13 protein-coding genes are annotated in these 14,468 nt (G+C 71.4%); all 13 read left to right on the forward strand.

The annotated features are described in order from the left end of the window. Positions 1-351 precede the first annotated feature (351 nt). The 13 genes from ACFYTE_RS03430 (at position 352) to ACFYTE_RS03490 (ending at position 14,433) form a co-directional block, all read left to right on the forward strand. Positions 352-1,638, forward strand: coding sequence for an activator-dependent family glycosyltransferase (locus tag ACFYTE_RS03430; RefSeq protein WP_388704284.1), 1,287 nt, complete (start codon positions 352-354; stop codon positions 1,636-1,638). A gap of 47 nt (positions 1,639-1,685) precedes the next feature. Further along, complete coding sequence (locus ACFYTE_RS03435) at positions 1,686-2,258, forward strand: dTDP-4-dehydrorhamnose 3,5-epimerase family protein (RefSeq protein ID WP_388704287.1); 573 nt, start codon at positions 1,686-1,688, stop codon at positions 2,256-2,258. 123 nt (positions 2,259-2,381) lie between these two features. Beyond that, positions 2,382-3,449, forward strand: coding sequence for a glucose-1-phosphate thymidylyltransferase (locus ACFYTE_RS03440; RefSeq protein WP_388704290.1), 1,068 nt, complete (start codon positions 2,382-2,384; stop codon positions 3,447-3,449). Then, complete coding sequence (gene rfbB, locus ACFYTE_RS03445; RefSeq protein ID WP_388704293.1) at positions 3,446-4,432, forward strand: dTDP-glucose 4,6-dehydratase; 987 nt, start codon at positions 3,446-3,448, stop codon at positions 4,430-4,432. The genes ACFYTE_RS03440 and rfbB overlap by 4 nt, the downstream gene beginning before the upstream one ends. Beyond that, positions 4,419-5,417, forward strand: a complete 999-nt coding sequence (locus tag ACFYTE_RS03450) for an NAD-dependent epimerase/dehydratase family protein (RefSeq protein WP_388704296.1) — start codon at positions 4,419-4,421, stop codon at positions 5,415-5,417. Before rfbB ends, ACFYTE_RS03450 begins: the two co-directional genes overlap by 14 nt. Positions 5,418-5,419: 2 nt before the next feature. Further along, positions 5,420-6,742 (forward strand): lipopolysaccharide biosynthesis protein RfbH, encoded by a 1,323-nt coding sequence (gene rfbH, locus ACFYTE_RS03455; RefSeq protein ID WP_388704299.1) that lies wholly within the window; start codon positions 5,420-5,422, stop codon positions 6,740-6,742. Between the two features lie 42 nt (positions 6,743-6,784). Then, positions 6,785-7,528 carry an NAD-dependent epimerase/dehydratase family protein gene (locus tag ACFYTE_RS03460; protein ID WP_388704302.1) on the forward strand — a complete coding sequence of 248 codons (744 nt, stop codon included), beginning with the start codon at positions 6,785-6,787 and terminating at the stop codon, positions 7,526-7,528. A 43-nt stretch (positions 7,529-7,571) separates the two neighbouring features. Beyond that, a complete protein-coding gene (locus ACFYTE_RS03465; protein WP_388704305.1) occupies positions 7,572-8,969 on the forward strand; it encodes an NDP-hexose 2,3-dehydratase family protein in 1,398 nt (465 codons plus the stop codon). Between the two features lie 14 nt (positions 8,970-8,983). Next, positions 8,984-9,952 (forward strand): Gfo/Idh/MocA family protein, encoded by a 969-nt coding sequence (locus tag ACFYTE_RS03470; RefSeq protein WP_388705154.1) that lies wholly within the window; start codon positions 8,984-8,986, stop codon positions 9,950-9,952. A gap of 72 nt (positions 9,953-10,024) precedes the next feature. Continuing rightward, positions 10,025-11,206, forward strand: a complete 1,182-nt coding sequence (locus tag ACFYTE_RS03475; protein WP_388704308.1) for a macrolide family glycosyltransferase — start codon at positions 10,025-10,027, stop codon at positions 11,204-11,206. A gap of 185 nt (positions 11,207-11,391) precedes the next feature. Beyond that, positions 11,392-12,456 carry an alpha/beta fold hydrolase gene (locus ACFYTE_RS03480; RefSeq protein WP_388704311.1) on the forward strand — a complete coding sequence of 355 codons (1,065 nt, stop codon included), beginning with the start codon at positions 11,392-11,394 and terminating at the stop codon, positions 12,454-12,456. 249 nt (positions 12,457-12,705) lie between these two features. After that, the gene (locus ACFYTE_RS03485; protein ID WP_388704313.1) at positions 12,706-13,371 is read left to right on the forward strand and encodes an NUDIX domain-containing protein; all 666 of its coding nucleotides are present in this window, start codon (positions 12,706-12,708) and stop codon (positions 13,369-13,371) included. A gap of 75 nt (positions 13,372-13,446) precedes the next feature. Beyond that, positions 13,447-14,433 carry an aldo/keto reductase gene (locus ACFYTE_RS03490; protein ID WP_388704315.1) on the forward strand — a complete coding sequence of 329 codons (987 nt, stop codon included), beginning with the start codon at positions 13,447-13,449 and terminating at the stop codon, positions 14,431-14,433. The last annotated feature ends 35 nt before the right edge of the window (positions 14,434-14,468 follow it).

Genomic DNA, 14,468 nt, shown 5'->3' on the forward strand with positions numbered 1-14,468 from the left:
CTTACCAGCTCAATTTTGCGGAACCAACGGCCTTATGGCGAAGAGTTGAAACGGATTCACCTTTTCCGTGCCCTCCCGTGCGGGCGAACCCGTCGCTTCCCGCTAAGAGTACGAGTAGTCGAAAAAGCGGCCCGAACGCAAGCACATCCGGAACTCCGGCATCCGGAAAGAAGTATTTCGGTCACCGGGTGCCGGGCCGTGTCCGCTCCCGCCGGGACGAACCGCGTGCGGCCCGGCACCCGGCGGTCGCGTGCCGCGCGCCGTGCACAAGCGGCTCTTTAGAGCGCCCTCGCAGGATTCGAGCGAACAGCATGCGTCGGCGTCGGGCCGGCAGTCTCGGAGAGGTCAGCGATGCGCGTTCTATTCACCATCTTTCCGACATCGGCACACCTGTATCCGGCCATCCCGCTGGCCTGGGCGTTGCAGAGTGCCGGCCACGAGGTCGTCCTGGCGAGCCCCGAGGGCGTGGTCGACCCGAAGGTGATCCCGAACATCACCGCGGCCGGCCTCACCGCCGTGTCGCTGGGCGACAAGGAGGAACTCACCGCCTCGCTGGCGCCGCTCATCGCCGCCGCGGGACCCGACCGGCCCACCCTGGCCCTCGACCCCGACGACGAGAACGCCTGGCGCACCACCAGGGCCGTCCTCGCGGGCATGTTCCACGCGTACTACCCGCCCGAGCCGGCCGAGGGCGGGCGGCGGCCGGTCCTCGACGACCTGGTGGAGTTCGCCCGCAACTGGCGCCCGGACCTGGTGCTGTGGGACCCGCTGGCGCCGACCGGGGCCGTGGCCGCACGCGCCTGCGGCGCCGCCCACGCGCGGCTGCTGTTCGGCATGGACAACATCGGCCTGATCCGTGCCAGGACGCGGCAGGAGCTGGCCGATCCGTCCTCGGAGCTGACCGAGGACCCGTGGATGCGGTGGCTGGGCCCGGCGCTGCAGCGCTACGGCCTCGACTTCACCGAGGAGACACTGGTCGGGCAGTGGACCCTGGACCTCACCCAGTCCCGGATGCGCACCCCGCTGGACCTGACGTACGTCCCGGTCCGCCGGGTCCCCTACAACGGGGCCGCCACGCTGCCCCCGTGGCTGCACTCCCGGCCCGAGCGGCCCCGCGCGGTGCTCACCCTCGGGGTGAGCCGGCGGCTGCTCGCCGGTCAGCACAGCGGTTTCCCGATGCGGGAGTTCTTCGACTCCGTGTCCGGCCTGGACCTGGAACTCGTCGCGACACTCAACGGCGAGCAGCTCAGCGCCGTGGGCACCCTCCCGGACAACGTCCGCGCCATCGAGTACGTACCGCTCAACCAGCTGCTGCCCACCAGCTCGGCGATCATCCACCACGGCGGCGGCGGAACGTTCGCCGCGGCCGTGGCCTTCCAGGTGCCCCAGCTCGTCGTGCCGCTGCCGATGTGGGACGAGATGGTCACCGCGCGCTACGTCGTGCGCCGCGGCGCGGGACTGGCCGCAGAACCCGCGGCGATCGACGTCGCCGACCTGCACAAGGACCTCGTCCGGCTCCTTGAGGAGCCGTCCTTCCGGCTCGGGGCCCGCGGTCTGTACGACGACATGCTGGCCGCCCCGGCACCCAAGGACGTGGTCCCGGTCCTGGAGCGGCTGACCGCGGAACACCGCGGCTGAGGCCCGCACCGCACGAGTCGAATCCAGGACGGGAAGGCGAGCGAGCCGTGCGCATCGAGGAAACCACCATCCCCGGCACGTTCCTGATCGAGCCGGACCAGATATCCGACGACCGGGGCGTGTTCTACGAGTCGATGCGGTCCGACGAACTGGAGCGGTCCGCGGGAATCGTCTTCCGGCCCCGGCAGATCAACTACTCGGTGTCCAGGCGGCACACCCTGCGCGGCATCCACAGCGTGACCATCCCCCCGGGGCAGGCCAAGTTCGTCACCTGCGTCCGGGGCGCGCTGCGGGACATCGTCGTCGACCTCAGGGTCGGCTCGCCCGCCTTCGGCCGGCACCAGGTGAACGAACTCGACGCCGCCTCGGGCCGGTCCGTGTACGTCCCGGAGGGCGTCGGCCACGGCTTCCTCGCGCTCACCGACGACGCCTGCATCTGCTACGTCGTCTCCAGCACCTACGTCCCCGGCACCCAGATCGACATCAACCCGCTCGACCCCGACCTGGACCTGCCCTGGAACTGCGCGGGGACACCGCTGCTCTCCGACAAGGACGCGAAGGCACCCACGCTGGCCGAGGCCCTGGCAGCGGGCACGCTGTCCGGCCACCACGCCGCCTGACGCGGCATCGCCCCCTTGTCCTGCCGGCCGCCGGCGCACCGGGACCACAGGTGCACGGCCGAGCGGCCGCGAGACGCGCACCAGACCGAAGAGGCACCACCACATGAATCGAGAGGACCTGCCATGAAGGCTCTGGTGCTGTCCGGCGGATCGGGCACCCGCCTACGGCCCTTCAGCTACTCGATGCCCAAACAGCTCATCCCCATCGCCAACACACCCGTCCTGGAATACGTCCTGAGGAACATCCTCGACCTGGGCGTGACCGAGATCGGGGTCATCGTCGGCGACCGCGGCCCCGAGATCCGCCAGGCACTCGGGGACGGATCGCGGTTCGGGGCCCGGCTGACCTACATCCAGCAGGACGCACCGCTCGGCCTCGCCCACACCGTCGCCATCGCCCGCGACTTCCTCGGCGACGACGACTTCGTGATGTACCTCGGCGACAACATGCTGCCCGAGGGCATCGCCGGCATCGCCGAGGAGTTCGCCGCGCACCGCCCGGCCGCCCATGTCGTGGTGTACAAGGTCCCGGACCCGCGCGCCTTCGGCGTGGCCGAACTCGGGGCGGGCGGCGAGGTGCTGCGCCTGGTGGAGAAGCCGCAGCAGCCGCGCAGCGACCTGGCCCTGATGGGCGTGTACTTCTTCACCGCCGCCATCCACGAGGCGGTGCGGGCCATCGAGCCCAGCGCCCGCGGCGAGCTGGAGATCACCGACGCCGTCCAGTGGCTGGTGTCGGCCGGCGCGGACGTACGGGCCGGCCAGTACGAGGGCTACTGGAAGGACACCGGGAACGTCGAGGACGTCCTGGAGTGCAACCGGCACATCCTGGAGAGCCTGCGGCCCCACATGGCCGGCGCGGTCGACGACGCCAGCGTGCTGGCGGGGCCGGTCGTCGTGGAGGAGGGCGCGCGCATCGTGCGCTCCCGCGTCGAGGGACCGGCGATCATCGGCGTCGGCACGGTCGTGGAGGACAGCCACATCGGCCCGCACACCTCCATCGGGCGTGGCTGCACCGTCAGCGGAAGCCGCCTGGAGTACTCCATCGCCCTGGACGGGGCGTCGGTCACCGGCGTCCAGGGCCTGCGCAGTTCCGTCATCGGCCGCTCCGCCTGCGTCGGCACCAGCGAGCAGAGCACGGACGGTTACCGCCTGGTCGTCGGAGACCACACCCGAGTGGAAGTCGCGGCATGAGGATCCTCATCACCGGCGCGGCCGGTTTCATCGGCTCCAACTTCGTCCGCAACCTCCTCGCGGACACCTACGCGGGCTGGGAAGGCGCCCAGGTCACCGCCCTGGACAAGCTCACCTACGCCGGCAACCGCGCCAACCTGCCGGCCTCGCACCCGCGCCTTGAGTTCGTCCGGGGCGATGTCTGCGACCCGGGCCTGCTGCGCGAACTGCTGCCCGGACACGACGCCGTGGTGCACTTCGCCGCGGAGTCCCACGTGGACCGCTCGCTTGAGGGCGCCGGAGAGTTCTTCCGCACCAACGTGCTGGGCACCCAGACGCTCCTCGACGCCGTGCTGGACAGCGGCGTCGAACGGGTCGTGCACGTCTCCACCGACGAGGTGTACGGCTCGATCGCCGAGGGCTCCTGGAGCGAGGACCGGCCGCTGCTGCCCAACACCCCCTACGCGGCCTCCAAGGCATGCTCCGACCTGGTCGCCCGCACCTACTGGCGCACCCACGGGGTGAACCTCTCCCTCACCCGCTGCTCCAACAACTACGGGCCCCACCAGCACCCGGAGAAACTCATCCCGCTGTTCGTCACCAACCTCCTGGAGGGGCGGCAGGTGCCGCTGTACGGCGACGGACGCAACATCCGCGAATGGCTGCACGTGGACGACCACTGCCGCGGCATCCACCTGGTGCTCCGGGGCGGCCGGGCCGGCGAGGTCTACAACATCGGCGGCGGCAACGAGCGGACCAACCGCGCCATCACCGAGCGGCTGCTCGAACTGACCGGCTGCGGACCGGAGATGATCCGCCACGTCGCCGACCGCAAGGCGCACGACCTGCGGTACTCCATCGACGAGTCCAAGATCCGGGAAGAGCTGGGCTACGCGCCGCTGACTGGGTTCGACGAGGGCCTGGCCGCCACGGTGGCCTGGTACCGGGACAACCCCGACTGGTGGAAGACCGTCAAGTACGGGGCCGAACGTGCGGACGGCTGACAGCGGCGGAGCGGCCGGGCTCCGTGTCGTGGTGCTCGGCGGCACCGGCTACCTGGGCCGCCGCATCGGCGAGGCGTTCCGCGCCGACGGCGCCCTGGTGCACCTGGTGTCCCGCAGCCCCGCCCAGGACGGCCCCGCGGACGACCACCGCATCCCCCTGGACCTGCTGGCCGCAGGTCCACGCGAACTCGCCGGGTTCTTCGGTTCGGTACGCCCCGATGTGGTGGTCAACGCCGCCGGCCTGGTCTGGCGGGGTGACGAGGCCGAGATGACCGCGGGCAACGCCGACCTCGTCGCCCGGGTCACCGAGGCGCTCACACCACTGCCCCGCCCGCCGCGGCTGATCCAGCTCGGCACCGTCCACGAGTACGGCGCCGGCACACCGGGCGTCGGCACCCGCGAGGACCAGGAGCCCGCTCCCGTCACACCGTACGGGCGCACCAAACTGCTCGGCACCCGTACCGTCCTGCGGGCCGCGGCCGAGGACGGCCTGGACGGCGTGGTGCTCCGCCTCGCCAATGTGATCGGCGCCGGGGTGCCGGCCGGCAGCCTCTTCGGCTGCATCGCCGCACACCTCGGCGAGGCCGCCCGTGCCCGGCACCTGGGCAGGGAACCGGAGGAGCTGAGGCTGCCGCCGCTGCGCGCCCACCGCGACGTCGTCGACGTGCACGACGCCGTCGACGCCGTACGGGCCGCCGCCACCGCGCCCGGCACCGGCCTGAGCGGCCGGGTGGTCAACATCGGCCGCGGCGCGGCGGTCCCGATGGACGCGCTGGTCCACCGCATGGTCGAACTCAGCGGCGTGCGCATCCCGGTCGTCGAGACCGCCTCCGACCGGCCCTCGCGCACCGACGCGCAGTGGCAGCAACTGGACGTCTCACGGGCGCTGCGGGTCCTGGGCTGGCAGCCGCGGCGCACCCTCGACGCCTCGCTGCGCGACCTGCTCTCGGCCACGGTGCCGACGCCCGTCAACGGAAGGACATGACGATGAGCGGCAACAGCCACCACAGCGACCTCAAGGAACGGGTGCTGGACGCGGTCCGCGGCTACCACCGGCAGACCGCACCCGACCGGGAGTTCGTGCCCGGCGTCACCGAGATCTGGCCCTCCGGCGCGGTCCTGGACGAAGCGGACCGGGTCGCGCTCGTCGAGGCCGCGCTGACCATGCGCATCGCCGCCGGACCCAGCTCCAGGACGTTCGAGTCCGCGTTCGCCAAGCGCCTGCGGCGCCGCAAGGCCCATCTGACCAACTCCGGCTCGTCGGCGAACCTGCTCGCCGTCACGGCCCTCACCTCGCACCAGCTCGGCGACCGGCGGCTGCGGCCGGGCGACGAGGTGATCACCGTCGCGGCCGGCTTCCCCACCACCGTCAACCCGATCCTGCAGAACGGCCTCCTGCCGGTGTTCGTGGACGTCGACCTGGCCACGTACAACACCACCGCCGACCGGGTGGCGCGGGCCATCGGCCCGAAGACCCGGGCGATCATCATCGCGCACGCGCTCGGCAACCCCTTCGAGGTCGCCGAGGTGGCCCAACTCGCCAAGGAACACGACCTCTTCCTCATCGAGGACAACTGCGACGCGGTCGGCTCCACCTACGACGGACAGCTCACCGGCAGCTTCGGCGACCTGACCACGGTCAGCTTCTACCCCGCGCACCACCTCACCATGGGCGAGGGCGGCTGCGTCCTCACCTCGAACCTGGCCCTCGCCCGCATCGTGGAGTCGCTGCGCGACTGGGGGCGGGACTGCTGGTGCGAACCCGGCAAGAACAACACCTGCTTCAAGCGGTTCGAGTACCAGATGGGCGACCTGCCCGCCGGATACGACCACAAGTACATCTTCTCCCACGTCGGTTACAACCTGAAGGGAACCGACATCCAGGCCGCCCTCGGCCTCGCGCAGCTCGACAAGCTGGACGGCTTCATCGAGGCACGGCGACGCAACTGGCGCCGGCTGCGCGAGGGACTGGACGGCGTGCCGGGCCTGCTGCTGCCCGAGCCGACCCCGCGGTCCGAACCGAGCTGGTTCGGTTTCGTCATCACCGTCGACCCCGAGGCCCCCTTCACCCGCGCCGAACTGGTCGACCACCTGGAGGAACGCAAGATCGGCACCCGCCGGCTGTTCGCCGGCAACCTCACCCGCCAGCCGGCCTACATCGGCCGCCCCCACCGCGTCGTCGGCGACCTCACCCACAGCGACGTCATCACCGAGCACACCTTCTGGATCGGCGTCTACCCGGGGCTCACCGACGAAATGCTCGACTACATGACCGCCACGATCAAGGAGTTCGTGGCCCAGCGCGGCTGAGCCCGACGGACCGCCTCCCACGCAGAGATCAGGACGACGACGATGGAGATAGTGGGAACCGGATTCCTGGCGCGGAGCCTGCGTCCGCTGGCCGGCCGGCATCCGGGCACCGTGGCCCTCGCGGCGGGGGAGTCCAGGACGAGCGGCGCCTTGGACGCGGACTTCGCACGGGAGGCCGCACTGCTGCGCGACGTCGCCAAGCAGTGCGCGGCCACCGGAGCGCGGCTGGTGTTCTTCTCGACGGCCGCGACGGGAATGTACGGGTTCGCCGAGGGACCCGGCAGGGAGGACACCCCGGTGACCCCCTACACCCCCTACGGCGCACACAAACTCGCCCTTGAGGAGCAACTGCGCGACTCAGGGGCCGACCATCTGATCCTCCGGCTGGCACACCTGGTGGGTCCGCACGGCCGGTACCACCAGCTCATCCCCACGCTGCTGCGGCAGGTCCGCGAAGGGGCGGTGGCCATGCACCGGGGCGCCTGTCGGGACCTGATCCGGGTCGGCGACGCGATCACGATCATCGACCGGCTGCTCGCCGCCGGTCTGCGGGCCGACACGGTCAACGTGGCCTCCGGACACGCCGTCCCGGTGGAGGACATCGTCGACCACCTCGCCCGCGCGCTGGGGCTCACGCCGCGCAAGGAGTACGTGGACACCGGCGTCCAGTACGCCATCTCCACCGAGAAACTGCGCGCCCTGGTCCCTCAGGTGGCGGACATGGGCTTCGGCCCCGACTACTACCGCCTCGTCCTCAACGACTTCCTCGCGGCCGAACATGCCTGACCGGGCCGCGTACGCATCACGAGAAAGGCGGGGAGTCCCTCCGATGCCGTCCCACATCCTCCAGACACGTGAGAACAAGAGCCTGCCCGCCCGCATCGCCCTGTCGGCCGCCACCACCGAGGGCGCACACCTGCGCACCGAGCACTTCGGCGACTGGCTGGCCGAACGGGGCAGGGCCCATACCTTCCGGGTGGAGCGGATACCGTTCGCGGAACTGGACGGCTGGTCCTTCCAGGAGTCCACCGGCAACCTCGTGCACCGCAGCGGCCGGTTCTTCACCGTCGAGGGCCTGCACGTCACGGAGGAAGGTGAACCCTACGGCGACGGCCCGTACGCCGACTGGTACCAGCCCATCATCAAACAGCCCGAAGTGGGTGTCCTCGGCATCCTCGTCAAGGAGTTCGACGGGGTGCTGCACTTCCTGATGCAGGCGAAGATGGAGCCCGGCAACCCGAACCTGCTCCAGCTCTCGCCCACGGTCCAGGCGACCCGCAGCAACTACACCAAGGCCCACCAGGGCGGGGACGTCAAGTACATCGAGTACTTCGTCGGGCCCGACCGCGGCCGGATCGTCGCGGACGTGCTCCAGTCCGAGCACGGCTCGTGGTTCTACCGCAAAGCCAACCGCAACATGGTGGTGGAGGCCGTCGGCGACGTGCCGCTGCACGACGACTTCTGCTGGCTCACCCTCGGCCAGATCCACGCACTGCTGCACCGGGACAACGTGGTCAACATGGACTCCCGCACCGTGCTGTCCTGCCTGCCCGTCGCGGACGCCTCGCACGGCGCGCTGCTCTCCGACACCGAACTGCACTCGTGGATCACGGGCGAGCGCACCCGGCACAGCGTGCGGGCCGAGCGCGTCCCGCTGGACTCCATCCCCGGCTGGAAGCGCGGCGAGAGCGCGATCGAGCACGGCGAAGGCCGCTACTTCAAGGTCGTGGCCGTGTCCGTACAGGCGGAGAACCGCGAGGTGACGGGCTGGACCCAGCCCCTGTTCGAGCCGGTCGGCCTCGGCGTCACCGCCTTCCTCACCCGCGAGTTCGACGGCGTTGCACATGTGCTGGTGCACGCCCGGGTCGAGGGCGGCTTCCTCGACACCGTCGAACTCGGCCCGACCGTGCAGTGCACCCCGGACAACTACGCACACCTGCCCGAGAAACAACGCCCCGGATTCCTGGACACGGTGCTGGGCGCGGGGCCGGACCGCATCCGTTACGAGGTCGTGCACTCCGAGGAGGGCGGCCGCTTCCTCAACGCCGAGAGCCGCTTCCTCGTCGTCCGGGCGGACGAGACCGACGCGCCGCTCACCCCGCCGCCCGGCTACGCCTGGGTCACCCCCGGACAGCTCACGTCCCTGGTCCGGCACGGCCACTACCTCAACGTCCAGGCCCGCACCATGCTCGCCTGCCTCAACGCGATCGCGGAGCAGGACCGGTGACGCACCCCTTGCGGATGGGGGTGATCGGATGCGCGGGCATCGCGGTGCGCCGTATGCTCCCCGCGTTCGCCGCCTGCCCCGACATCGAGATCGCGGCCGTCGCCAGCCGTGATGCGGCCAAGGCACGGCAGGTCGCGGAACGCTTCGGCTGCCGTGCGGTGCGCGGCTACGCCGAACTCCTCCAACAGGACGACATCCAGGCCGTCTACGTGCCGCTGCCCGCGGCCCTGCACGCCCGGTGGACCGAGGCGGCGCTGCGCACGGGCCGGCCCGTCCTCGCCGAGAAGCCCCTGACCACCGACCCCCGGCGCACCGCGGAACTGCTCGAACTCGCCCGCCGCCGGGGCCTGGTGCTCATGGAGAACATCATGTTCGTCCACCACCACCGGCACGAGGCCGTGCGGCGCCTGGTCGCCGACGGCGCGATCGGTGAACTGCGCGCGTTCCACGCGGCGTTCACCATCCCCCCGCTGGCGGAAGCGGACATCCGTTACGACCCGGAACTCGGCGGCGGGGCGCTGGCCGACGTCGGCGTCTACCCGCTGCGGGCCGCGCTGCACTTCCTGGGCGACCGGCTCGACGTCGTCGGCGCCCGCCTCACACGGGGCGAGGGACGGCGGGTCGAGACCTCGGGTGCCGCGTTGCTGGGCACCCCCGGCACCGTCACGGCCCAGATCACCTTCGGCATGGAGCACGCCTACCGCTCGGCGTACGAACTGTGGGGCAGCGAGGGCAGCATCACCGTCGACCGGGCGTTCACCCCGCCCGCCGACCACGTCCCCGTGATCGGCCTCAACCGCGGCCGAACGGCCGAGGAGATCCGGCTCGCACCGCACGATCAGGTGGCGGCCACCGTCGCGGCCTTCGCCGCCGCGGTGCGCACCGGAACCGAGCCGGACGACGGCGCCACCCTGCGGCAGGCCGAACTCCTCGACGAGATACACCGGTCCGCCTCACGCGAGGAACCCGACGCAACCGGATGAGCGGCCGCTGCCCGGACGCTTCGGCGACGACCGGCCGAAGGACACCGGCAGCGCATGGAAGGAGACACACTCGTGCAACGCCACATTGCTTTCTTCAACTTTCCGGCCGTAGGCCATGTCAATCCCACGATCGGCGTGGTCGAGGAGCTGGTGAGGCGCGGCCATCGCGTCACCTGCACCGTGACGGACCACTTCGCCCCCATCGTGAAGGCCGCGGGCGCCGAACCGGTCCGCTACGACTCGGTCTTCGGCGACTTCTACCGGGCCCCGCTGACCGCCGAGGAGAACGCGGGCGAGGGGCTGCGGTGCCTGGACGAGAGCACCTCGCTCGTGGAACAGGTCGCGCCGTACTACGAGGAGAACCGGCCGGATGTGATCGTGCACGACTTCATGGCCTGGGGAGCGCGTTTCTTCGCCGCCGAACACGACATCCCGCTGATCCGCACCTATCCGGTGTTCGGCGCCAACGAACACTTCTCGCTGCGGGAGAAGTTCCCGGTCGCGGAGCTGAACGACCCGCAGATCATGGAGGCGGTGCACAAGCTCGCCGGTGTGCTGCCCCGGTTCGGCCTGCCCGCCGACCCGATGGGTTTCCTCTCGTCGATCGAACAACTCGGCATCGTCTTCCTCCCGCGCGAATTCCAGTACGCGGGCGACACCTTCGACGAACGGTTCGTCTTCACCGGTCCCTGCATCGCCGAACGCCCCTACCAGGGCAGCTGGCAGCCGGCCTCCGCGGACCGGCCGGTGCTGCTGATCTCGCTCGGCACCTCGGCCAGGGGCTGGCCGGAGTTCTTCACGACGGCCATCGAAGCCTTCGGCGACTCCGAGTGGGACGTCCTCATCACCGTCGGCGAGCACACCGACCCGGCCGGTTTCGGACCGCTGCCCGCGAACGTCGACGTACGGCGGTACGCGCCGCAGCTCGACGTGCTGCGCCACGCCCGGCTGTTCATCACCCACGGCGGGATGAACAGCACCATGGAGTCGCTGGACAACGGCGTGCCCATGGTGGTCGTGCCACAGACGAGCGAGCAGCGGGCGAACGCCCAGCGCGTGGCGGAGCTGGGCCTCGGCCGCCGGCTGGCCAAGGAGGACGTCACGGTGCAGAGCCTGCGCGAGGCCGCGGCCCGGGTGACGGGCGACGCGTCCGTGACCGACCGGGTGCGGGCCCTGCGGGAGCGCATGCGGTCCGTGGACGGTCCGGCCGTCGCGGCCGACGCCGTCGAGCATCACCTCGCCCGGCTGGGCTGACCACCGACGCCGCGGCACGCCTTTGTGCCGCGGGCGGCCGCACCGGTGTCGTACGGCCCCGCTCACAGGCCGTACGACACCGGCCGGCCAACGCCGCCGCACATCGCAGTCGACCGGGCCCCGCGGCCACGGTCCGCGCCGCAGCGACGGCGCACTGCACCGACCGGGGACGGTGACCGACCTTCATGGACCATCTCGAAGAACTCAAGGAATTCGCCCGCCTGCACGCCCGCGGCCAGGGCATGACGGCCGAGCACGCCACGCGTGTGCTCGCCCGGATCACCAACGAAACCACCGGGGACCCGGACTCCTGGCCCGCGGTGTGGACCGCCGAGGGCCGGGCCGCCGCCGACCGCGGCGACCTGCTCGACGCGTGCCGGCACTACGCGCTCGCCCGCTTCCCGTACCACGGCGACCCCGACCGCCGAACCGCCCAGCGGCTCTGCGTCGACACCTTCGACCAGTGGCGCCGCGGCCAGGACGGCATCGAACGCCTGGAGTTCGACCACGGCGGCGAAACCATCGCCTGCTGGGCCGCCGGACTCGGCAGGTCCCGCCCGCTGCTGGTCGTCATGGGCGGCATCGTCAGCGTCAAGGAACAGTGGGCGCCGCTGCTGCCCCTGCTGCGCAGACTCGGCTACGCGGCCGTCGTCACCGAACTGCCGGGCGTCGGCGAGAACACCGTCACCTACGGCCCCGACTCCTGGCGCACCCTCGGCCTGCTGCTCGACGGGCTCGCCGACCGCGCCCGGGTCCACGACACCTCGATGCTCGCCCTCAGCTTCAGCGGCCACCTCGCGCTGCGCGCCGCCGTCGAGGACCCGCGCATCCGCCGCGTCCTCACCGTGGGCGCGCCCGTCGCCGGTTTCTTCGCCGACGAGACGTGGTGGCCGCGCGTACCCGGTATCACCGCGGACACCCTGCGCCGGCTCACCGGCAGCGGCGACCTCACTGAACTCCGCGCCCGCCTACCGGAGTTCGCCCTCACACCGAAGCAGCTCGGGCACCTGCGCATCCCCGTCAGGTACGTCGTCAGCAGCCGAGACGAGATCATCCCGGACACGGAGCGCACGCTGCTGCGCGACACGCTCCACGACGTCCGGTTCAGGACGTTCGACGACGTGCACGGCTCGCCCGCCCATCTCGGCGCGATGCGACGCTGGCTCATCTCCCAGCTGCTGTGGTCGCGCGTCGCCCGCCGCGGTGCCCGGCCGGCCTCCCGCGCCCCGCTCGGCGGGGGAGCCTCGTGAGCGAGCACGCGAACCAGGACGCGGTGGCGTACGGCGCCGCCGGCGGCACGGTGCGGCCGTGGCAGACGCCGGCCTCGCTCGGCATCACCGAGGACGACCTGACGCCCCTCCACCACGGACCGCCGCCCGGCCGTCAGCGAGATGACGAACCAAGGCGCGGTCTCCGGCGTGTGCGTGTTCCGGCACCCGGGATGCTAGAGAGGGAGCCATGAACGACTCGTACTTCCTCGCCTCCCCGGCGGCCGGCCGATGACCGCCGGCATCGACACCCCCGACCGCCGGGGCCGCACCGGACTCGACCGGACCGGCCTCGACCTCACCGGCAACCCGCGCGTCAGGGTGCGCGAGGTGAAACTCCTCTCCAGCCACTGGTACGTCGAACGCGCCACCACCTACGACTTCCGCCGCGCCGACGGCACCTGGAGCACCCAGCAGCGCGAGACGCACGACCGCGGCAACGGAGCGACCCTGCTGCTGTACGACACCGAACGGGCGACCGTGCTGCTCACCCGGCAGTTCCGCTTCCCGGTCTACGTCAACGGCCACCCCGACGGCATGCTGATCGAAACCCCGGGCGGACTGCTCGACGACGAGGACGAGCACCCCGAGGTCGCCGTGCGGCGCGAGGCGGTGGAGGAGACCGGGCACACCGTGGGCGAGGTCCGGCACGTCTTCGACGTCTATATGAGCCCCGGCTCGGTCACCGAACGCGTCTCCTTCTACGCCGCCGCCTACGGTCCCTCGACCCGCACCCACGAGGGCGGCGGTCTGGACGAGGAGGGCGAGGACATCGAGATCCTCGAACTGCCCTTCCGCCGGGCCCTGGAGATGATCCGCACCGGCGAGATCGCCGACGCCAAGACAATCATGCTGCTGCAATGGGCGGCGCTGGAAGGGCCGTTCGCCGCCGCTTGACTTGAAGAGCGCTCCAGGCACGAGACTCCGTTCCCTGCACCCCACATGCCGGGTGCAGGGAACGGAGGGACACCCATGAAGTACCGCACCATCGGCACCGATCCGGACACCCGCCGCCGGGTGAGCGTGCTCGCGCTCGGCGCCATGCTGTTCGGCTCGCGGACCGACGAGAAGACCTCCTTCGCCGTGCTCGACCGCTATGTCGAGGCCGGCGGGAACTTCATCGACACATCGGACAACTACGCGTTCTGGGAGGACGGCGGTCAGGGCGGACAGAGCGAGGAACTGCTCGGCCGCTGGCGGCGCAGCCGGGGCGTCGGCGACGAGATCGTCATCGCGACGAAGCTCGGCGCCCGGCCGCTCGCCCCCGGCACCGGCTATGTCGACAACCCCGAGGGCCTGTCGGCGAAGGTGATCCGCGAGTCCGCCGAGCGCAGCCGCGAACGCCTGGGCGTGGCCAAGATCGACCTGCTGTACGCGCACATAGCGGACCCGACCGTGGAACTGCGGGAAACGGTCGAGGGGTTCGCCGCGCTGGTCGCCGAGGGCACCGTCGGCCTGCTCGGCGTGAGCAACCATGCGGTGTGGCGCGTGGAGCGGGCCCGCGCGCTCGCCGCCGGGGCGGGCCTGCCCGGCTATGAGGTCCTTCAGTACCAGCACAGCCTCCTCAGGCCGCGCACCGACGTGCCCAGCGACCTGTTCCCGGACGGCACCCTGGGCGGGACGGACGCCCAGCTGATCGACTATCTGCGGGCCGAGCCGGGGCTGACCCTGGTCGCCTACTCGCCGCTGCTGACCGGCGCGTACACCCGGGCGGACAAGCCGCTGCCGCCCGACTACGACCACCCGGGCACCCCGGCCCGGCTCGCGGCCCTGCGCGATGTGGCCCGTCAGACCGGCGCGACCCCCAACCAGGTGGTGCTCGCCTGGCAGTTGGGCGGGCCGCTGCCCGTCGTCCCGCTCGCCGGGGCGTCCTCGGTGGCCCAGTTGGAGGAGAACCTGGCCGCCGTGGACCTGGAGCTGACGGCGGAGCAGCGGGCCCGGCTGGACGGGGCCCACTGAAAGCGCGCTCCCGGTGCCGGGCGCCGCGCCCGGCA

Origin of the sequence: Streptomyces sp. NPDC004629 (assembly GCF_042873595.1) — a bacterium.
GTDB lineage: Bacteria > Actinomycetota > Actinomycetes > Streptomycetales > Streptomycetaceae > Streptomyces.